The organism is Zooshikella sp. RANM57 (assembly GCF_050749885.1).
Classification (GTDB): Bacteria; Pseudomonadota; Gammaproteobacteria; order Pseudomonadales; family Zooshikellaceae; genus Zooshikella.
This window is the reverse complement of the sequence record NZ_JBOIUB010000005.1, coordinates 1-21,214: the sequence shown is the minus strand read 5'-3', so window position 1 is coordinate 21,214 and position 21,214 is coordinate 1. Positions and strand designations below refer to the sequence as shown.

Annotated in this window: 20 protein-coding genes; 13 read left to right on the top strand and 7 right to left on the bottom strand. The window is 36.1% G+C overall.

Translation table 11 applies throughout. The annotated features are described in order from the left end of the window. The first annotated feature begins 82 nt into the window (after nucleotides 1-82). Together ACQ96U_RS11935 and ACQ96U_RS11930 are read left to right on the top strand one after the other, a co-directional pair. Complete coding sequence (locus ACQ96U_RS11935) at nucleotides 83-1,552, top strand: NarK family nitrate/nitrite MFS transporter (RefSeq protein WP_431721483.1); 1,470 nt, start codon at nucleotides 83-85, stop codon at nucleotides 1,550-1,552. After that, nucleotides 1,530-3,272 carry a protein kinase domain-containing protein gene (locus tag ACQ96U_RS11930; RefSeq protein WP_431721482.1) on the top strand — a complete coding sequence of 581 codons (1,743 nt, stop codon included), beginning with the start codon at nucleotides 1,530-1,532 and terminating at the stop codon, nucleotides 3,270-3,272. The genes ACQ96U_RS11935 and ACQ96U_RS11930 overlap by 23 nt, the downstream gene beginning before the upstream one ends. A gap of 17 nt (nucleotides 3,273-3,289) precedes the next feature. On the opposite strand, the gene ACQ96U_RS11925 is transcribed toward ACQ96U_RS11930, so the two are convergent. Further along, the gene (locus tag ACQ96U_RS11925; protein WP_431721481.1) at nucleotides 3,290-4,273 is read right to left on the bottom strand and encodes a YeiH family protein; all 984 of its coding nucleotides are present in this window, start codon (nucleotides 4,271-4,273) and stop codon (nucleotides 3,290-3,292) included. Nucleotides 4,274-4,420: 147 nt separating this feature from the next. On the opposite strand from ACQ96U_RS11925, the gene ACQ96U_RS11920 reads away from it, so the two are divergent. Then, on the top strand, nucleotides 4,421-5,299 hold the full coding sequence (locus ACQ96U_RS11920; RefSeq protein ID WP_431721480.1) for a LysR family transcriptional regulator: 879 nt from the start codon (nucleotides 4,421-4,423) through the stop codon (nucleotides 5,297-5,299). Between the two features lie 28 nt (nucleotides 5,300-5,327). Here the strand turns inward: ACQ96U_RS11920 and ACQ96U_RS11915 are convergent, their stop codons facing one another. After that, nucleotides 5,328-5,753 carry a RidA family protein gene (locus ACQ96U_RS11915; RefSeq protein ID WP_431721479.1) on the bottom strand — a complete coding sequence of 142 codons (426 nt, stop codon included), beginning with the start codon at nucleotides 5,751-5,753 and terminating at the stop codon, nucleotides 5,328-5,330. Nucleotides 5,754-6,063: 310 nt separating this feature from the next. Continuing rightward, nucleotides 6,064-6,957 carry a LysR family transcriptional regulator gene (locus ACQ96U_RS11910; RefSeq protein WP_431721478.1) on the bottom strand — a complete coding sequence of 298 codons (894 nt, stop codon included), beginning with the start codon at nucleotides 6,955-6,957 and terminating at the stop codon, nucleotides 6,064-6,066. A gap of 211 nt (nucleotides 6,958-7,168) precedes the next feature. Here ACQ96U_RS11910 and ACQ96U_RS11905 point away from each other — a divergent pair, with 211 nt between their 5' ends. The 5 genes from ACQ96U_RS11905 (at nucleotide 7,169) to ACQ96U_RS11885 (ending at nucleotide 10,553) form a co-directional block, all read left to right on the top strand. After that, the gene (locus ACQ96U_RS11905) at nucleotides 7,169-7,777 is read left to right on the top strand and encodes a MarC family protein (RefSeq protein WP_431721477.1); all 609 of its coding nucleotides are present in this window, start codon (nucleotides 7,169-7,171) and stop codon (nucleotides 7,775-7,777) included. A gap of 107 nt (nucleotides 7,778-7,884) precedes the next feature. Further along, nucleotides 7,885-8,307: a VOC family protein gene (locus tag ACQ96U_RS11900; RefSeq protein WP_431721476.1), complete on the top strand. Its 423-nt coding sequence runs from the start codon at nucleotides 7,885-7,887 to the stop codon at nucleotides 8,305-8,307. A gap of 136 nt (nucleotides 8,308-8,443) precedes the next feature. Beyond that, entirely contained in the window at nucleotides 8,444-8,833 is a 390-nt protein-coding gene (locus ACQ96U_RS11895) for a nuclear transport factor 2 family protein (RefSeq protein WP_431721475.1), read from the top strand. Between the two features lie 64 nt (nucleotides 8,834-8,897). Next, the gene (locus ACQ96U_RS11890; RefSeq protein WP_431721474.1) at nucleotides 8,898-9,605 is read left to right on the top strand and encodes an alpha/beta hydrolase; all 708 of its coding nucleotides are present in this window, start codon (nucleotides 8,898-8,900) and stop codon (nucleotides 9,603-9,605) included. Nucleotides 9,606-9,719: 114 nt separating this feature from the next. After that, nucleotides 9,720-10,553: an alpha/beta fold hydrolase gene (locus ACQ96U_RS11885; protein ID WP_431721473.1), complete on the top strand. Its 834-nt coding sequence runs from the start codon at nucleotides 9,720-9,722 to the stop codon at nucleotides 10,551-10,553. Nucleotides 10,554-10,803: 250 nt separating this feature from the next. On the opposite strand, the gene ACQ96U_RS11880 is transcribed toward ACQ96U_RS11885, so the two are convergent. From ACQ96U_RS11880 to ACQ96U_RS11870, 3 genes are all read right to left on the bottom strand, one after another. Further along, nucleotides 10,804-11,580, bottom strand: a complete 777-nt coding sequence (locus ACQ96U_RS11880) for a hypothetical protein (protein WP_431721472.1) — start codon at nucleotides 11,578-11,580, stop codon at nucleotides 10,804-10,806. A 402-nt stretch (nucleotides 11,581-11,982) separates the two neighbouring features. Further along, the gene (locus ACQ96U_RS11875) at nucleotides 11,983-12,864 is read right to left on the bottom strand and encodes a Hint domain-containing protein (RefSeq protein WP_431721471.1); all 882 of its coding nucleotides are present in this window, start codon (nucleotides 12,862-12,864) and stop codon (nucleotides 11,983-11,985) included. Between the two features lie 52 nt (nucleotides 12,865-12,916). Continuing rightward, entirely contained in the window at nucleotides 12,917-13,741 is an 825-nt protein-coding gene (locus ACQ96U_RS11870; RefSeq protein ID WP_431721470.1) for a hypothetical protein, read from the bottom strand. A 520-nt stretch (nucleotides 13,742-14,261) separates the two neighbouring features. Here ACQ96U_RS11870 and ACQ96U_RS11865 point away from each other — a divergent pair. Beyond that, nucleotides 14,262-14,771: an N-acetyltransferase family protein gene (locus ACQ96U_RS11865; protein ID WP_431721469.1), complete on the top strand. Its 510-nt coding sequence runs from the start codon at nucleotides 14,262-14,264 to the stop codon at nucleotides 14,769-14,771. 85 nt (nucleotides 14,772-14,856) lie between these two features. Next, complete coding sequence (locus ACQ96U_RS11860; RefSeq protein WP_431721468.1) at nucleotides 14,857-15,495, top strand: LysE family translocator; 639 nt, start codon at nucleotides 14,857-14,859, stop codon at nucleotides 15,493-15,495. Nucleotides 15,496-15,934: 439 nt separating this feature from the next. Here ACQ96U_RS11860 and ACQ96U_RS11855 read toward each other — a convergent pair whose 3' ends face one another. After that, nucleotides 15,935-17,146 carry a hypothetical protein gene (locus tag ACQ96U_RS11855; protein WP_431721467.1) on the bottom strand — a complete coding sequence of 404 codons (1,212 nt, stop codon included), beginning with the start codon at nucleotides 17,144-17,146 and terminating at the stop codon, nucleotides 15,935-15,937. Between the two features lie 1,191 nt (nucleotides 17,147-18,337). Between ACQ96U_RS11855 and ACQ96U_RS11850 the strand changes: the two genes are divergently transcribed. The 3 genes from ACQ96U_RS11850 to ACQ96U_RS11840 form a co-directional block, all read left to right on the top strand. Beyond that, complete coding sequence (locus tag ACQ96U_RS11850) at nucleotides 18,338-19,048, top strand: hypothetical protein (protein ID WP_431721466.1); 711 nt, start codon at nucleotides 18,338-18,340, stop codon at nucleotides 19,046-19,048. Between the two features lie 278 nt (nucleotides 19,049-19,326). Beyond that, nucleotides 19,327-20,067 carry an SIMPL domain-containing protein gene (locus tag ACQ96U_RS11845; protein ID WP_431721465.1) on the top strand — a complete coding sequence of 247 codons (741 nt, stop codon included), beginning with the start codon at nucleotides 19,327-19,329 and terminating at the stop codon, nucleotides 20,065-20,067. A gap of 496 nt (nucleotides 20,068-20,563) precedes the next feature. Further along, nucleotides 20,564-21,214 (top strand): hypothetical protein (locus ACQ96U_RS11840; protein ID WP_431721464.1); only part of this gene is annotated, 651 nt, incomplete at its 3' end.

Here is a 21,214-nt window from a genome sequence, read left to right as displayed (position 1 = left end):
ATAATAAATAAGGCCAAATAGCTCCACGTTAAACGTCAGGATCACTATGACTATTTATTGCAAATAAAGTCAAGGTACTACTATGTCTTCTCTAGATCGTTTCCAGCTATTTTCTTTTTCCGGTAAAATGAAAATACTTCACTTAAGCTGGGTTGCATTTTTTATTACGTTTGTAGTTTGGTTTAACCATGCACCATTATTAATGGCCATTGCTGATAGCCTTGAGATGTCTGCTGCAGAAATCAAAACACTGCTCATTATTAATGTTGCACTCACCATTCCTGCGAGAATTGTGGTTGGTATGTTGACTGATCGCTATGGTCCACGCTTAGTGTATACCTATTTATTGGTATTTTGTTCGTTGCCTTGCTTTCTTTTTGCGGTTGCAGACAGTTTTACACAAGCGGCGATAGCGCGTTTTTTGATAGGGTTTATTGGTGCTGGTTTTGTCATCGGTATTCGGTTAATTAGTGAATGGTTTCCATATAATGAGTTGGGGATGGCAGAAGGTATTTATGGAGGATGGGGTAATTTTGGCTCTGCCGCCGCTGCTTTTACACTACCGACCATCGCATTGATGTTTGGTGGTGATGATGGATGGCGTTATGCTGTAGGGTTAACTGGCGTATTAAGCTTAGGGTTTGCTATCATGTTCTATCGTCAGGTTGCAGATACCCCTAAAGGTTCTACTTATTTTAAACCTAAACACTTGGGGTCAATAGAAGTAACCAGTAAAGGTGATCTGGTTTTATTGATGGTGATGAAAGTTCCTTTGTATGCTGCATTGGCACTGTTGGTTTGGAAGCTTTCACCTGCAGCGGCGAAAATGTTATCAGTTGAGTTCACGCTTAGTTTATATGCTTTTCTTGTTATTCTATGTTTTCTAGATTGTCATAAAGCATGGAAAGTTAATAAAACAGTTTTATCTCAGCCCGTATCCACGTTACATCAATATAAGTTCAAGCAAGTTGCTATTTTAAATATACTTTATTTTGCAACATTTGGTTCTGAATTAGCCGTAATTTCCATGTTACCGCTCTTTTTTGCTGAAACCTTTCAATTAACCCCAGTCATTGCGGGTATGCTAGCATCAGCTTATGCATTTATGAATTTAATGTCTCGACCTGGTGGAGGATGGTTAAGTGATCGATTTGGGCGAAAGCCAGTACTATTAATGCTGACAGCTGGTTTGGTGGTAGGTTATTTTTTAATGGGTATGGTGAATAGTCACTGGCCGGTATGGCTAGCAGTTGTTGCTGCAATGGCCTGTTCGTTTTTTGTTCAGTCAGGGGAAGGGGCTGTTTTTGCAGTAGTCCCTTTGATTAAACGAAGATTAACAGGGCAAATAGCAGGAATGACAGGTGCTTATGGTAATATTGGTGCCGTTACCTATTTAACGATCTTATCCTTTGTCGATTATGCTACATTTTTTATGGTAATTTCGGGTACAGCCCTTGTTGGGTTTATTATTTTACTATGGATGGATGAGCCTTCAGGTCAAATAACAGAAATACACGAGGATGGGTCTGTTGAGTTCATTAACGTTGCTTGAACCAAGTGCATCGCTGGTTGTTAATGTTGGTGGTTATAGCTGTGCTGGAAACAAAGTTCAAAATGAGGATGCTTTTGCAGCGTTAACCCCGGACAATAGTTCACGACATTATAAAGGGATTGTAGGCTGTATTGCTGATGGCGTTAGTTGTAGTGATAATGCTCAGCTAGCAAGTCAATTAGCCGTGACTCAGTTTATTGAAGATTACTATTGTACGCCCGATAGCTGGTCAGTAAAAACGGCAGCCGTTAAAGTACTGTCAGCGTTAAACTATTGGTTATATCAGCATAGTCAACAGCAGCCCATTAAAGATAGCTTTTTAACCACGTTTTCAGCGGTTATTATTAAATCAACGACGGCTTATTTATTTCATATCGGTGACTCTCGGTTATATCTTTTTCGTCATAAGCGTGTAGAACAGTTGACTAATGATCATCGTTTATCACAAGGTAAGCAGCGTTATCTTAACAAGGCTTTGGGGGCTGCGTTGCATATAGAGGTTGATTATCAACAGATTGATGTACAACAAGGAGACATTTTTGTACTCACCACAGATGGTGTACATGATGTGGTCAGTGATCAGCTATTAATACAATGTTTAAATAAAACTGAAGATAATTTAGAAATACAAGCAAAAAATATTGTGCAATTAGCGTTAGAACAGGGAAGTAGTGATAACATAAGTTGCTTATTATTACACGTTGATCAACTTCCAGTCGCGGATTTTAATGAAACACAATTTAGACTACAGCAGCAAGTCATTCCTCCCATAATGAAGTCAGGTATGAAAATTGACGGTTATGAGATTCAAGACGTTATTCATAGCAGTTCACGCAGTCATTTATATTTAGTTGAGTCAATTACAGGCAAACAAAAATGTATTTTAAAAGCACCATCGCCTCATTTTTCTGAAGACGTACATTATCTTGAACATTTTGCTTGTGAACAGTGGGTTGCTCAACGTATAAACCATCCAAATTTAATTAAAGGTTTACCTTGCCCTGAAAACAGCTGTTTTCAATACGTGCTCTATGAGTATGTGGAAGGACAAACATTACGACAGTGGATGTACGATAATCCAAAGCCTTCACTTGAACAAGTGAGACTGTTAGTCAATCGACTTATTAAGCCTTTACGGGCCTTACAGCGATTATGTATGGTTCACAGAGACTTAAAACCAGACAATATTATGCTTGAAAAAAATGGCGAAATAAAAATAATAGATTTAGGGGCTGTAGGCGTACAAGGATTAGCAGAAATAAACAACCAAACGTTGCTGAGAACTGAACAATTTCCGTTGGGCTCTACGGATTATATTGCACCAGAGTATTTGTTAGAATGCCAATGTAGTCATCTGACAGATCTATTTTCCTTAGCGACGATTATTTATGAAATGCTGGCAGGGGAACTGCCATTTAATGTGGTTAAATCATCTTACCATATACCAAAAAGTTACCAGTCTTGGCATTACCACTCCATAAGAGAGAAAAGACCTGATATTCCCCTTTGGTTTGATTTAGTATTAAAAAAAGCCTTATCGCCTTATCCAAATAAACGTTATCAATCTTTTTCTGCATTTTATTTTGACTTGTGTACACCAAATCAATCACTGATATCACAATACCAAGATCAACCTTTAGTCGAACGCAACCCTGTTCTATTCTGGAAAGCATTATCCACTATTTTGTTTATTCTATTAGTACTACAGGTTGTGAATTAATTTAATCCCTCCACTTTCTATACTAACCATTGGTTTAAATAGAATCCTCCGAATAGTAGCAATATAAATAAAATTGAAGCAAGAAGAATAGGTTTAATGCCTATAGATTTAATCGCTTTATAATTAGTTTGAAAACCTAAAGCAGCCATAGCAATACTTAATAGAAGCTGACTGGCAAAGGTGAATGTGTGAGTTATTATTGTTGGTAATTCTGCATAAGAATTAATACCAGCGGCTATAATGAACCCAAAAACAAACCATGGAATCGTTATTGTTGTTGAAGTTTCATGAGTTGATTTATTGATTCGACTTAATATTGTACTTAAAACCAAAATAAAAGGTGCTAGCAACATCACACGAATAAGTTTAACGACAACGGCCGTTTGCATAGTATTTGCACTAATCGATTGGCCAGCCGCTACGGCCTGAGCAACTTCATGAACTGTACTGCCAATATAAATACCAAATGTTTGTTCATTAAAACCAACATACTGGTAAATGATGGGATAACTCATCATCGCCAGTGTACCAAAGAGAATGACAGTAGCTATTGCGGTGGTGACATGTTGTTGTCTGGCTTTGAGTGTTGCTTCTGTGGCTAGAATAGCTGCAGCACCACAAATTGCACTGCCAACTGAAGTAAGAATTGCAACGTCTCTGGGTAGTTTTAGAACCCGAATACCGATAAACGCACCTAGGCTAAAGATACTGATAATAATCATTATGTCTAAAAATATGGCTTGCCAGCCAACAGCGACGATCTGCTGAATACTTAAGCTAAATCCAAACAGTACAATGCCAAGTTTTAATAATTTTTTTTGGTAAAAAGATAAAAACAATGCTGCTTTGGGTGATGAGTCATGTGAGCTTAAGTGGCCTAGCAGAATCCCAAGAATGATGGCCAGTGGTAAAGGACTTAAGCCTAATGCACTGACTTGTGGGATATGGGCTAACAATATCGCGCTAAAGGCGATCAAGGGTAAGAGTACAATCGTCTGCATTGTAGGCACCTCTGGAATGGAGGTGAACAGTGTATTCGTTTATCAATTATAAGAATAATGGATGTTTTTTATATAATATATAAGTAAAACCGATGTATGTAGTGTAAAATTTCTGTGATGTACTAAAAAGTGTCCGATGGTGTGAAAATGAGCATTTCTCTTAGACAGCTTCATTTATTCGAAGCTATTGCCCGTTTAGGCCGTTTGACGGCTGCAGCTAATGAGCAAGCTATTAGTCAGTCGGCGGCAAGCCAAGCATTAAAAGAGCTTGAGTCAGCATTAGGTTACTCGTTATTCAGTCGAGTGGGTCGTGAATTAGTGATTACAGATGCGGGTATTAATGCTTTAGCAAATGTTCGAGAAATCTCGGCGCTTATCGAAAAGTTTAAAACGGTAAATCAAAATGAGATGTCAGGGACATTAAGAGTGGTTGCAAGTGAGACCATTGCTTCATTTTTGTTGCCAAAATTATTTGCATCATTTATTGCTATTTATAATGAGGTGACGTTAGATCTTAAAATTGCAAATACACATGATGTCATTGATATGGTAGATAAGGGGCAAATTCATATCGGGTTGATTGAAGGCCCTGTGATTCATTCTCGATTGACAGTACAACCTTGGCGTGAAGATAATCTAGAAGTATTTTGTCATTCCCAGCACCCACTGGCACAACAGGGAAAGTTATCTTTGAAAGAAATACAACAGCAGCAGTGGATTTTAAGAGAACCGGGTTCGGGGACAAGAGCAATCTTTGAAGCTGCGATAGGGCGGCTTGGCGCAAAGGTAACGTTAGGATTAGAACTGACACGACATGAAGCCATTAAACAATCAGTAAAAGCCGGTTTAGGTATTGGATGTTTATCAAAATTGGTTATTGCTGATGATATTCAAGCAGAGCAACTGACGGTATTAAAAACACCACTAGAGTTGTCTAGACGTTTTTCTTTAGTAACTCATGCCGCAAGCCACTTAAATCCACCCGCCAGCGCTTTTATACAGTATTTGTTAAGGACGAAAGTTTAGATACACTTTACAAATCATTTTTATGACCTTAGGATGCAATGGGTTCGTTGTCAGCGTTCTTCACCCTAGCCACTGCTTCAATTTCAATTAATGTGCCAGGAGAGGCCAGTGATGCAACACCTATTCCTGTCAGCGCTGGACGAGAGGTCCCCAGGTACTGTGTAATGATAGGCACTACGTTGTCCATATGTTCACTGAGTTCGCCCCGAATATAAACACGTAGCTGTAGAATATTTTCAACTGAGGCGTTCGCTGCAGATAATACAACACTTAGATTTTTTAATGCATTTTCAGCTTGTGCTTCTATAGTACTATTTTTTAACTCATAGTCAGTATCCCAGTCCACCTGTCCTGAAACAAACACGAGCCCACTCAGCGTATCAATGGTTGCTTGAGATAAACCAAAAGGGGAACCATCATAGAGTGTATTAGGGTTTATTTTTTGAATATTCATAGAAACCTCTTATGGGCACCTCTAATAATGCACTTTTTCCGTGAAAGCTGTGTCAGCGCTGTACTCATGGCCCTGCTAGCGCTAATAAGTACTTGAGACTGCTATCGCTAAACATGCAGTCGCTATTTAGCCCTCATGTATTCCTTATACACTGCGGTCCTGCATGCAGTGCTTCCTTGCTCTCACAAAAAAATTACTATTGTTAGCAGTGCCCAAATGTTAAGCCATTAAGTTCTGTACTGTCTGTTAGCGTAAGTGAAACAGATACTTGTTGGCTATCAGGAGGAACTTGTAACTGATACAAGCCGTTTTATATTTTGCCAGAGAACAAGTGACTGACTTCATCAAGTAGCCATGTCATAAATGGGTCACTATTGGCGTTAGGGTGGTATGCAGCAACAACCGTATATCCTGGTGGATATTTTTCTAGTGGAATTTCGAATAAGCCTTCATAGGGGAGAAGGCGAGATGGAATGAAACCTACCATATTGGACTGTTTTAAGTATTCTTGCATCATGAAGAATGATGGAACAGAGATCACTACGTTTCGACGAAAGCCTTGTTGTTCGAACCAAACATCTGCTGATCCCTTAAAACTACCTGTTCCTGGCGATGTAATAATAAAGTCGTATTCAATAAGTTTACTAATAGGTAAAGAATCATCAAAAGTAATGTCTCTATTGGCAGAAACACAACGGTATTTTTCAGTAAATAGCGTTTTAGAAATAAGACCTGTAGGTACATATCCATCTGAGGTAAATGCCAGATCAATTTCTCCTTGATGCATTTTTTTTGTTAAGTTAACACTTTCAATATTTATAACGATGATTTTTACTTTGGGGGCTGATGCTCTTAGCATCTTGACTAGCGCACCTATAATCACTTTTTGCGTATAATCAGTTGCGGAGATGACCAGCGTTTTTTCTATTTTACTGGGTATAATCGAACCAGGGAGGGGAATATTATTAAGATGAGTGAGTACCTTATAAATATGTGGTTCAATTAATTTAGCATATGGTGTAGGTGTTACGCCATGCCCTGTTCTAACGAACAGACGATCATTTAGGATCACTCTAATTTTTTTAAGTTGAAAGCTGATAGCCTGTTGAGAAACGTTAAGGTATTCTGCTGCAGAAGATATATTTCCGAATTTATACAAAGCATCAAGTGTTTTGAGGTGGCGTATTTCAAGCTGTTCGATCATGCTTTTCCCGTCGGGTGTTGATGGATTTTTGCTTTGTATAGGGTTACCTAACAAATCTGTACTTTTTTTGAACAAATTACCTCAAGCGATCATGAAAGGTTGCAACTTAGAGTCAGAGGTTAACAAACGTGTCAACTAAAAATACAGTCTATATACTACAATGCGCTTATGGTACTTCATGAAAACCACAACTGACAGAGTATAAGATAAAATGGTGGGTATTATTGAATCAGGTACATTGTTACTCGCACTGCTGAATCCATTTCTACTTATTGTCTATCTAGTAGGTCCAATGAAAAAATTAGACCAGACACAGTTTAGGCAAGTCTTGATAAGGGCAGGAATCATAGCAGGAATAGTCTTTTGTTGTTTTACTGTCTTAGGTGATGTCATATTTTCAACGATTATTCAGGCCGAGTTTGCATCTTTTCAGATGTTCGGTGGGCTAGTATTTATAATTATAGGGTTGCAATTTGTTTTTAAAGGACCCACCGCAATCGAAATCCTTCAAGGCGAAGCTGCTCACATTTCTGGTGCGATTGCAATGCCTGTGCTTATTGGACCAGGAACGATCAGTGCCAGTGTTATTATTGGCAAACGGCATGAGCCTTTTCTGGCATGTGGTATTGTACTTGTTGCGGTCTTTGTGTCTGTGGCTATTGTCGTATTACTTAAAACACTTCACGATTATGTACAAGTACGTCGAGAAGCATTAATTGAGCGTTATATTGAAATAGCTGGGCGGATAACGGCTTTGTATGTAGGTACTGTTGCCGTTGAAATGGTTATGAAAGGTTTAAAGGCATGGTTTGATAAGTAGTAAGTTGAATCCTCTCTTTTTTGTCAGTTTATGATTTATGTTATAGCGTCTTTGTTCTTTTTCTTGATACGATTAGAGCAATATTTTGGTCGTGTAAAAGGATCAACATGAAGCAAGCGCTTATTCACGTTGCATTAGTCGTCAAAGACTACGATGAAGCCATTGATTTTTATGTAAATAAGCTAAAGTTTGAGCTTATAGAGGACACATATCAACCTGAACAAGGCAAGCGTTGGGTGGTTGTTTCTCCTCCAGGGTCACAAGGTATGACATTGCTATTAGCCAAGGCTTCGAAACCAGAACAATTTAAGTGTATTGGTAATCAGGCTGGAGGGCGTGTTTTTTTATTTTTAAGTACAGATAATTTTTGGCGTGATTATGAAAATATGGTCAAAGAAGGTATCAACTTCATTCGAGAGCCAATACAGCAAGATTATGGAACAGTAGCCGTATTTGAAGATCTTTACGGAAACCTTTGGGATTTATTAGAGCTTAGCCCAAATCACTCGATGGCAACAAGAGTAGTATAGTATTAAAACTGATTTAGTTATCCTTCATTAGGATTTTGGCTACGATTAATAAATTTTTTTGTGTGCTACCTTATGTCTTTGTTGAGCTGGACTATGCAGTTGGTTAAAGGGTAGCAGTAAAAAAAAAGGGTATAACATGAATAACAACAACCAATTTATCTTGACATTAGAAGAGCAGCTAAAAACAGCAATGCTTAACTCTGATATCCACACTCTTGATCAACTACTTGCTGATGACCTTATTTTTACCAATCATCTTGGACAAGTGATGTCGAAACAGGATGACTTAAAAGCACATCAATCTGGATATGTTAAAATTAAAGCAATAAGTCAATCTGAACAATTAATAAAACTACAGGGTAGTATTGCAGTTGTCTCGGTTTTGTCTCATATTCAAGGAGAAATTGCGGGTGAACTGTCTGAGGTAGTTCTGCGTTTTATGCGTATTTGGCAAAAAAGAGAGGATGATCAATGGCAGGTTATTGCTGCAAATTCCTGCCTAGTCAATGAAGCACAAGCTTTTTAGAAGTACCCTCAAGTTTAATTTAGCCAAAACGAAGGCTTTAGATTGATATTTATGGTAGTTTACAGTGAAAAGAACAGATTTGCTCATTGAAAGTATACCTGCAGTTTTATGGGGTAAAGCGTCAGAAAAATTATTTATAGCTGTGCATGGAGATAAGTCAAATAAAGCAGATGATTCAATTGTTATATTTGCAGAAGAAGCTGTTAAATCAGGTTATCAAGTACTGAGTTTTGATTTGCCAGAGCATGGTGACCGTACAAATGAATCTTATCTTTGCAAAGTACAAAATTGTATCCAAGATCTTAATACTATTATGCATTATGCACAGCTTAAGTTTGAAAGTATAAGCTTATTTTCATGTAGTATAGGCGCTTATTTTAGCCTTTTGGCATATCATCATAACATAGTGAAACAATGCTTATTCCTTTCTCCTATTGTTGACATGGAGTGTATCATTAACAATATGATGAAGTGGTTTAGCATTACTGAAGATAGACTGCAATCTGAAAAGGAAATTTCTACACCTATAGGGCATGTTCTTTATTGGGATTACTACTGTTATGTAAAAGAAAATCCAGTTGAGAAATGGACTGTCCCGACATCAATTTTATATGGTTCTGCTGATGAATTATGTAATTTTGACACGATATCTTCGTTTTCTAACCGTTTTAATTGTAATTTGAAAATTTTAGAAAATGGAGAGCATTTCTTTCATACTGAAGAACAGTTAAAATTCTTTAGAGAATGGGTAAAAGAGATATTAAATAAGTAGTTCTGTATGCACAAAGGCATATATTGAGTCACTTTGAAGTTTATATATCCAATACGAAGGATATAGTTAGTTAAATAAAGAACACTGACATAGCCAAATGGCAGGCAAAAAAAAATGAAAACAATAAACTATCGAGCAGCGCTTATAGATAAAATTGAAGCACCAATACAACAAGGTCAGATAGCTGCTAATGGGGTTGTGACATCTTACCTATCTGCTGGTACAGGCTTTCCAGTAGTATTATTACATGGTGCCGGGGCCGGCGCTGTTACGTGGTATCCATCAATCAGTGCAATTGCAGAAAAATTCCACGTGATTGCTCCTGATATAGTGGGTTACGGTGAGTCAGAAAAACCCAGTGCTGCATATGATCGATTATACTTTTCAGAGTGGCTTAAAGGATTTTTGTCAGCATTAAAAATAACCAAGGCTCATATTGTCGGACTATCTCAAGGTGGTGCCATAGCGCTTCAGTTTGCATTGGATTATCCGGATTGTGTTGATAAGCTGGTTTTAGTCGATTCGGGTGCGCTTGGGGCTAAACCTTCATTTATGCCCTTTATAGCAATGCTTTGGATGAATAGTGCACCGTCTCGTTTAGCAAATAGCTTTTTTTCCCGTTATCTATTATTCAAGCCTGAAAGAAGAGACCCAAATCACAGCTATTATTCTATTGAGGTATTAAAGCGGGAAGGGGGTAAAAACGCTTTTACGCAAGGTAGGGGAGCTGCTGTGTCTGCTATACCAGAGGAATCACTTCAGCAAATTAAGAGTGAAACGTTGATAGTTTGGGGGGAAAATGATCAGTTATTTTCGATTGAATATGGTGAAGCCGCAGCCAAAATAATTCCCAATGCAACATTTTATCGAATTAAAGAAGCTGGGCATTTATCGCTGATGGACCAACCTAAAATCTTTAATAAAACACTTCTTGATTTTTTTAAGTGATTAAGATAGATCTAATTAATCTGCTGGGAAACCTGATTATGCATGAAGATTCGAGCCATGCGCTGACATCGTTATCAAGGAAAAAGTGTATTTTTGAGGTACTTTGCAACTTATAGAGCAAAATACTTGATAAAGTGGTAGCCTTTGTAGGTTCAGTAGAACTCATAGTGAATATAAAATGACCACTAAGTTAATTGAGCGACAAAGGCCATCATAAAGAATAAAAACGTGTGAAATAAGTTGAATACGGTTATGAATTACTGATTGTCCTTAATCTATTTGCAAGTCTTTCAGCATTGTTTTTAAGTTGCTCAGCTTTCAGTTTAGCTAATTCATCAATATAGTGAACTAATTTTTGATGTTTTTCTCCTAGGTTATAATTTTCTTTATATTGATTCCAGCGTTCAGGATGAAACACGGCTAATGCAAGTCCTAACTCCACTTTATCTCCTACCAAAGATTTTTTTAAATCTGTTGATAAAGTATCTTGATAAGTTCTATTGTTGAGTACGTCAATAACGAGCTCTGATGCTAGTTCTTGTTGTGATGAGTTATATTTACCGACAAGAATAGTTGTTAAATACAATACTGCATCTAAACGCTCCCGTTCACGGACTAGGTCAAGTTCATTACTTTTAATCGTTCGAAACAGTATTTCTCGACTGGTATTTAAGAGCGCATAGTCATTCATTAACACTTGAAGCTTCACTCTTTCTTCTTCACTGACTAACGGTTTATCCATCAATTCTATAAATGATTGAAAATGTGTTGATGGTTTTCTCCAAGGTTTGACTTTTTGTTGAAGTGGTTCTTGATTATCTGTAGCTGATTCTTGAACAGCGACTTCAATTTTGCGGTCTTCAGAATCACTTACTTTGAGTGTATGTTCTTCTTTATGTTTTTTAATAATACTATTAACAGGTGCCGCTGTTACTTTTGAGTGTGATTGATTTGTTAACCAATAGCTAAAAATGACTGCACCTATGCCTATTGCAATCAATACCATAGCAAATGGTAGCTTCTTCATAAAAACCTCAGTAACAGAAAAGGCGAATAGATTTTATGAAATAATTTAGTAAGGTAAAACAGTACTAAATGATGTTGTTCATAAGCTCTATTCGCAAATAATTAAAACTGTAATATACCCTTCACGAATCATTTTTAGGGTTTGTTGTCAGCGCTCTTCACCCCAGTCACTTATTAATATAAGATCCTGAGGCTTCATCGCTTGACGGCCGCCCCTAAAAAACCTTCATATTGGGTATATCTATAACAATACCAAAAATATTGCTTTTATAAGGCTGTTGAGTCACTAACCACTAAAATCCAATATAGTAGATGGTTGGATTAAAGCACGACAGTCTATTCCATTTAGGCTGAAATAACTCTAAAATACAAGATATGTTAAGATATTATTTTTAATGAACTACTAGAGTAAGTCTTCAGGTAAGTTATCACGTAGCACTAAACGATTAACATGGTAAGCACCCGTGTTTTGGTAATACATTGAACCACTTAAAAAGCCTTGAGCGATAACGATTTGACCATTCAAACTTACACCATTTTCACCACTTGAATCAGGTCTAACATTATATACTTTGCCAAAAAACTCAGTACTTTTAATGGATACAATAGAATCAAACGTACCATTTTGTGAAATAAGTGAATCACCAACTTTTAAATCCTCGGCATTTTTCATATGGCCGGAAGAAACCAAAAGTGGATGATTAGGTGTAACTTTAAGTTGACCACCATTTTGAGTTTTGATTACCAGAATTTCATGTAATACATCGCGAACAGATTCACTGTATGCACTAACTGGACGTGTTGTATATTGTAGATTATTTAAACTTGCTGCATCATCAAGCGTAACGATTTTTTTAACTTGACGGCTAAACGCATCATAGATAGTAAGCTCACCTTCAGGGAATAATAATTTTTGATCAGGAGTATAGCAAGATGCTAAACATGTGAGTATTTTGGTATACTTATCACCAGCACCTCTACCACAGTTCGCAGCTTTTGTGGTAGGTGCTTTAAACCAATGATCAAAGTTATTAGGCTCATAAAAGCTTGGATAAAAAGGACGTCCTCGACGATTGCCATAATCATCATTAACATTAAAGTCCCAAGTCCGATGAGTTATATATTTACATTTTTGTGCCCAATCATTTCGGCCAAATGCAGCACTTGAGCTTAAGCTGTCATCTTCACAGCGCTTTTCAATTCTTATGGGGTCTGTAGCAAAAGTAGGAATAGAAATACCTACTAAAGTCATGGAAATTAATATCTTTAGCAAAGACGTTTTCATTGAATACTCCATATGCTTTTTATTCTTGTAGTCATTTATTTATAGTTATATTTTATTCGAATTCTGAACAACTGTAGTAGCCAATCAGTTCGCCATTTTTATTGCTGAATAAGGGCACCTGGTTCATTTCTCGTAGATATTGATATTCATAGGCAGTGATTTTTCCCTTGCTCAAAGACTGTAATCGGAATACTTCACATCCTTTATCACCATCTTCAGATACCGGTTTTGATGGAATGGTATAACTGCAAGACACATCAAGGTAATCCGCTTCACCATTTAAATCAAAATATGACTCATAACGTGGGTTATTAATTCTATATCGTAAATTTTTCTTACCTGGTCGAAAGCGGTTAGGAACGCTGGTAAGAGGATCTAGGTTAGTACCCACCACTTCAGCATTTTCTATATTACCTATACCGTAACCAAGCTCTACAGTCATCAATAAAGAGCTTTCTGTTTCTTTTGCATAGCATGCTAGCTTTTCAGGACGAATATCCTTAATACATTGAGACCATGCGTTAATAACACTATCACTACTATGTTGAATTAACACATGAGATGATTTACTGCCTTCATAATTGTAGTCGGTCCCTGAACAGTTTTCTTTTTTCCATTGCTTTGCAGACTGACCGCTACCACCAATCGTAAAAATACCAATAACATCCAGCTCTAAACCACCACCTCCACCACCTGAGCTTGATTCATGGCTACATAGCCATTTTTTTAACGCAATTTTGGCCTCATAGTTTGAAGTTGACTCATAAGTTTGCAAAGTGCCATCAACTAATATTTGATTACAATATTCATAATAATCAGCTGCAGATACCATTAATGGTAGAGTCGCTAAGGCAATGCTTAAGCATTTTAATTTCATGAAGAAAGTCCTTTTGTTTGGTAGTAACACTAAGTAATACTATTTTTGGCATTAAGAAAGTGGTTGACTATTCAAACGGTAATTTAGATATAAAGCAATTAGATAGATTTGATTAAATAGAATCTATCGATTATTATCGATTGACACAAACCACTTTCAGGATGACTTTATAAAAAAATTGATAATCTATTACAAGAGATTATTGCCCAATATAGACTAAAGTATAATGCCCTTGAAAAATCTCTTGCTTATATAGTTATACGACTAACGAATTTTTTATATTTATTGACTACTCAGTTAAGCAGTACACAGAGGGACACGATGTATAAGGAATAGATGAGGATTAAAACAGCGACTGCTGCATGTTTAGCGGTTGTATCCTCGATACTAACAGGGCTATGAGTTCAACGCTGGCACAGCTCTCACAGAAAAGTGCTTTTTTATCATGGGTTTTTAGGTGAATTTTAATCAGTATTGTTTGTTATTGATATAGGCTAAAATAAATAAACAAGGAGTTTAAGTGGAAATAAAGGTTGGTGAGCGATCTCACGTAGAAGTAATTACTGATATATTTAATCATTTTATTTTGACTTCAAATACTCGATTTGAAGAAAAAATATTTACTTATGAAAACCGTTTGGACTGGTTTTTACAATTTAATCCAGAAACGAAACACCAGATTTATGTAGCTGTAAAAGATGGAAAAGTACTTGGTTTTGCTTGTTCTCAAGCTTATCGGACGGGTATGGCTTTTAGTGATACTGTTGAGGTAACAATCTACTTAAATGAAAAAGCCAAAGGCATGGGGATAGGTACAGCATTGTATACACGCCTATTTTCAGCATTATCTGTTCAAGCTGTTCATAGAGCGCTTTGTGGTATAGCTCTTCCGAATGAATCATCAATAAAGTTACACAAACGATTTGGATTCAGTGAAATAGGAGTGTTTAATGAGTACGCCAAGAAAAATGGAGAATATATAAGCTCTATTTGGTTAGAAAAGTTGTTTACTTCGTCTTGTACTATGTAGCGATCTGCTCAAAAACGGGAATTCATGGGTAATATGAGTTACTACTTTTTTGTATATATCAGTCTTTATTGATACAGGATAAACAGTGTCTTCTGAATTATTAACGAGTTTTTGTGTTATTGTGGGGTTAGGGGTTATGTTACCTGGCCCAAACGGATTGCTTATTGTAACTAATGCGATTGTTCATGGACGTAAAACTGCTTTTGTGACACTACTTGGTACACTGTGTGGTTTCTATGTACATGGCTTGTGTTCAGTGATTGGTATATCCGCTCTCATTATGGGGTCAGCGGAGATTTTTATAGTTGTAAAGACGTTAGGTGTTGTGTATTTAATATACCTTGGTATGACATCATTACTGCAGGCATTAAAGCCATCACCACAAAACAATAAATTAAGCTTTATTCAAAAAAGGAAACAGCATAAATCTTTTTGTAGCGCATGGGTGCAGGGGTTTACTACAAATATTTTGAACCCTAAGGTATCAATGTTCTATCTGGCGTTGTTTCCTCAGTTTTTAGTAGATGTTGCAGACATAGTCACTACTACGCTTTTTCTTGTGAGCTTACAGGTTATTATCGTAGGTATATGGTTTACATGTGTAGCATTGGTTGCTGCGAAAGCAATGGGTGGGGACCGACCTTTGTTTACACGTTTAATTAAAGGTGTAATGGGTAGTTTAATGTTGTGGTTTGGTTTTAACCTCGCCAATGTGAAAGCTTAAGAATTATGCGTTGTAAGTTAAAATTGACAATATCATCTTTAAGCTTTTGTGTATTTGAACTTTACTTAGACAATAATCACATTGCATTGTACTTGTCCGTTGTACTTTCTCTATCCTCCTTGGTAATTGCTTTTGGATTACGAAAATATGAACACTGGTCATGGTTGCCATCAATGGTTATTGCAATATTAATGTTGCCAGCTTTTCCCATTGGAACAATAGTCGGTGGCTATTCAATTTTTACTCTGATAAAAGGTAAAGATGTTTTTGATTGATAATGATACAACGTCTAGTGTTCGTAGCAAATAAAGTGTGAGTTGTTACATATGATCCGTTTTAGTTGTTGTTATGATTTAATGACCCCTTTTCTAGACTATTTTTCATAAAGCTCTCTATATCCTCGATTATGTACTGTACCACATAATCGAGGTTTTTTGGCTTATTGTACTCGGACTGTTACACCCAGCGCTTCATCAAAAAGATCGGCGACACTAAATACATTAAGACCTCCGCAATCCCCAACATGGGAACCATAAGCCTTATAATTAAAAGACCAGCCTCCACCGCTATCACCACCAATTGTGACATCACCGTTCATACGAACGAGGCGTTGCGTGTTGATTCCATTAAAGGTACAGCTAACAGAGGTAGCACTGACATCAAGGCTGCAATCCCTTTTATTTGAAGATCGGCCAAACATACAAATTGATTCACCAATAGTGATATTAGCGCGCGCTTCAAGGGACGTCACATTACGAATGTTATTATTTTGATCAGCATAGAACTGTGCGGGCTCAGTATAAGTGGATGTTTTCCATTCCACATCACCCCACGCTCCTCTATGTTGCCCTTTATGAACTAGCGGATGATAGGCATAGGGAGGATGATCTATTTGGTTGATTCCATCACAATGCCCCGCAGTGGTGACACCTGTTGTACCACTACTATTTTCAACAGACCAACCTGATGTACATTCAAAAGTGTTATCGTCGAGCACTCTCATCCCGCCAAAAGCCAGCTCTGCGACACCGACTGGTTTTTTACTAATAGTCACATTTACATTGCTTTGTAGCGAGATGGGTAACTCAGATACTACTTGGCTAGAAAAGTTAAGTTTATCAGTTTGTTCCGCAACTAATACGTCAATTCTACCTGCATTTCTAAAATCAAATGAAGTAGCGAAATCTTTATAACCTAGCTCCTTTAAATTACTTTGAATTTGATAGGCACGGCTCTCTAATTCCAAGAATGAAAAGGGTTGCTGATCAACAATATTGATATCAATTTTTGATTCAGCGACCAGATTGTATACTAGGCTTGGTGCCGTACCTTTTACATATAAAGAAGGTGTGCCACCTGGTTGTTCAGATAACACTGATCCTACAAATAAGTCTGGGTGAGATTTAGCTAATCGCTCTGCTACAGCACCTACTGCTGCAGCTGCATTATAATCAGCTCTGGCTTCTTCAATAGTCCATCCTTTTGCTTTAGCGACTAACTTTAAGTCAGTAGCCAAAGCCTCTTCTTCGGTTTGTATTTTAATTTTAGTGGCATCAACCGCCTCATGGCTTTCTGTTTTACCCTGTGAGAAAGCATTGCTACTAAACACCAGGGCTATGCCAATAGCGATTAGTACAGTTTCCTTGGCCATAATAACCTCACGGTTAACATTGTTAATGTGTAACAAAATATTTTCAAGGACTTGCTAAAAATCATAAAATTTAATTTCTTATGTCAACAGCATAAGATGCCATATAGGTAATATGGCACTAAATATATTTTTCAATACATCTAGTTTAAAGATGATTTATGTGTTCATCTTTAAAAATAAAGGTTTATGATTTTGTGTTGTGGCTTTCTCCTTTTTTATTGGGTTGTTGTTTTTTTGATAATGAAAATCAAGAGCTCGATGAATGTATTAAGGTATTCTAGAGATGTTTGCTTAGATTTTGAAAGCTGTTTATTAAAAGCATAGTTGAAAAATAGTGATCATTCCATTTGTGGTATTAAGTTTATATGATTATTAATGACGTATATTTAGTCTGTTTGTTGTTTTATGTTTTAAAAGATATGTGTTTACTTTAAAAGGCAATTAAACGAAAGTGCTGGTTTTTAAACGTCTCTGTGCGGTAAGAAAAAGACACTAATATGTTTAATAATTGGGTTTTATCAACTCATAGGTTTTTGTTTGCTTGTATTTATACTTTGTTGAATAATATATAAGGATCAGAGCCTTCTGACGATAGGATGATACGAAGAAAATTAAATATTAGATTTTTCTTTTGTAAATTGTAACTTATTTATATGTATCGTGGCCGTTGGTTTTTTATTATGTATACTCTTAACGAACCCTTTTTATACCTCTAGAGTGCATGACGTTTGTTTTCAGTGCTTGATCACTAAGGAAGAAGAGAGTGGCGTTATATACATATAAGTTAAAGTAGTAATTACCACAATTTTTGCAGTTGTAGACCTACTCCATTAAAAACCCTTCGTTATTAGTATATAAATTTTGAGAATGAGTATTCAATTTTGTTGTCAACGTTTTTTATCAAAGTTGCTTATTCCTCTTTGTCGTCAGGAGATATTCATTGATGACTTTTTCTTATACGTGGTTATGTAAAATAAAAAAAGAGCACTAATTATAATATAAAGCCTACTGCTGTTCGTTACTTAAACATCTGTTAATGATTGGCAGAAAATGTACTTGTAGATAGGGTTAACGTCTCATAGCGTTAACGTATTATTTTATCTTGTCGAAACTCGCTTTATTTTAGTGCCAAACTATATTTTATATGATGGCCATAAATATTTTAAGCGTACTAATGATGGAGCCTTATGTATGAAAATATGGAGTGGAGAGGATACAGTCGGAACGGATTTTTATTTAGTAACGAATGAAACAATTTATATCGATGATTTTGATAATAATGAAAATGAAGAAGTCGCCCTAGATAAGTTAAAAAATAATGAGTCGCCGTTGAATGTATTTACTAAAGACGTAAAAGTAATACATTTATCTACTGTTAGTAAAATATCTGCTGATATTAAACGAAATGAAATAGAAGTAACGTTTAAAGATGGTAAAAGTGAAGATGATGCAACTATGTTTTTTAGTGATGATCAATCGTTTCAATCTGCTTATGGATTTATAAAAAATCTATTTGGTGAAAAATTTATAGAAACAGTTGATGAATATAATATTCCAAAAGCATCGTATGGTTCTTTATGGGCATTAACGGTTTTTGGCTTTTTAACATGGTTATTTTATAGGATGGCAGATCAGATTGAACAAGAAGGTGCTGATCCCCATGGACGTAAGGCAAAATTACTGGTTAAATTTATTGACTTACTGGGTACCACTGGTGTAGCGATTATTGGAGGTATTATCTTGTTAACGACTTTAGTGTATCTTATAAGTAGGATTAGAAAACCTCCCTCGTACTTAGTACTTCATTCAGGTAATTATAAAGTTTCTGGTGTTGCTAGAACTATCGTAAACTATGTTATTTTAATTATTGTATGGATTGTTTTGGTGAAAGCTATGTTATAGCTTAATTATCTCTTTGATTAAAGAGGAGATGTTTGTGAGTAGGGTACTAATACTGACTTTTTTTGCTATGTCTGCTTTGCAATAGGTGTTGAAAGCAAAAAAGTGCTTAAACGATAGATGTCCAATGAATGTTTGTGTAGTGGTATTTTTCGGTACACAAAAATACTATGAGATCAGATGACATGTCACTCTAATTTTCTTAATATAAAATACATTATGAGACTTTATATTGGATTAGTTTTGTCTAATATTTGCATTGAACAATAAAGGATCAGTTGATGAACTATGCCAGCCAATTTTTTTTAATTAGTTTTACTTTTTTTGTTGCTTCGTTTGCTTATGGAGGTTTCAGCAGTAGTAAGGGTTATAATACATATGATATGTATAAACATAACTTTCAATATAAAATTGAAGGTGAAATAGAGGTTAAACCAGATGTTGCTTATTTGCCAGTGACAATAAAAACTACGGATAAGTCTTATACAACCGCCCTTAGTCAGTCGAAAACTGTTTTAGATAAGTTGGTTGAAGAGTTGAACGCATTAAATGAACCATCATTCTCAATTTCCTCTACAGATTTTTTTAAGCCCAAGAAGTATGCTAAAAAAATTGATATCAGTTTTTTTAATAAAAGTGAGGACGTAGTAAATTCTAATCTTAACGTTTATTTGGCAATAGACTTTACAGATAGTGACACGTTTTGGGTGAAAGCAGAAAAAATAGCTATTGCATTAGATTTTGTTCAAAAATTCTCTAAGAAATATGACGCCTATGACAATATTATAGTAGCGAGTAAAGATATTTACTATGAAGTGAAAGATAAAGAACAGTATAGAGAGAAAATTGTAAAAAGGGTATATGAGAAAGCGAAAAAGGTTGCAGAGTTGATTGGTTTGTCAGAGAAGAAGAAAATAGCTATTAAAGAAGCAAAATTTGATCAACATATTAAAGAAGATATTCCTGATTTTATTAAAGCAAGGCTTTCAATCGGTGCATCCATTGTATTTACGTTTGAATAGACAATAGGTGGATATCTGTAAATGTTAGTATGTATTTGATATTTTTTAAATATAGGGTCTGTGCTGATCTTTAAATTTAGTTATATATCGGTTTAAAGTAGATCCCTAATTTAAGTGGATATTATCCGCTTTTTGCAATATCTGAATCACTAGTAAATATACACCAGTGGTAGACAAAGGCCGGATAACACACGTCGAACTGTTTGCCGCAAGGATGCGGTAACTAAGCTTCTAGGGAAGGTTTCATGGTGTGTTCGAAGGGTGTTATGCAGACGTTGTGCAAAGCTGGCTTTAGAACATGCTTTTTATAAGGGTGAAGTTATATGTGATTGCCCTGGGAGGCAAGGAAATTCATAAAACCCCTTTGCCATGTGTTCCTGATAGTAAAATGGTTACTGACATATTTTTACCAATCTAGTAAAGTATATGAGAAGAGTCATCTTTATATACTTTCTGAATATCAGAATGTATTACTTATGATCTAGGAAAGTGAGATTTGGATGTCGAAACTAGAAAAAAGGATACACAACGAGTGCTTGTCAATCTTGATCATCTAATGATAGAAGTAAATGATCCTTACGAATCTGCTATGCGGGTCAGTGATCGATTTGGTTTGCCATTGGCTTGGCCCTTAATTGAAGATGATAAATATACCAGTGTAGGCTTGAATTTTGGAGAACTAAACATTGAGTTTATTAACTTTAACGTTCGTTTTGGGATTTCGGCTGAAAAGTTCAATGGTTTTAGTGGTATTGCATTTAAAGAGTTACGAGATATTACTGAAATCAAAAATGAACTAAACGAGCAGGGCATTAGTTATAGGATTGGTGAAGAAGCGACAGCGCATACTACAATCACGATGGAAGAAGGTATGATTTTTCCAACATTATTTCTTGTTAAATATAATTTTGATACAAGTGATTGGACCAATAAGCTTAAAAATGATTTTGAAAAATGTGCGGGTGGTAAATTTAATATTGGTCATTTAATTTCCCTTGAAATAGCTCAAAGTATACCAGTCAATACTGTGGACAGTTTTTGGCTGAGAATGGTAGGTTGTACCAAAGATAGAAACTGCGAGAATGCGGTTGTCAAAGTCGTATTGTCACAGGAATCTATCTTTGGAAAGCATAGTAAAAACTGTTTT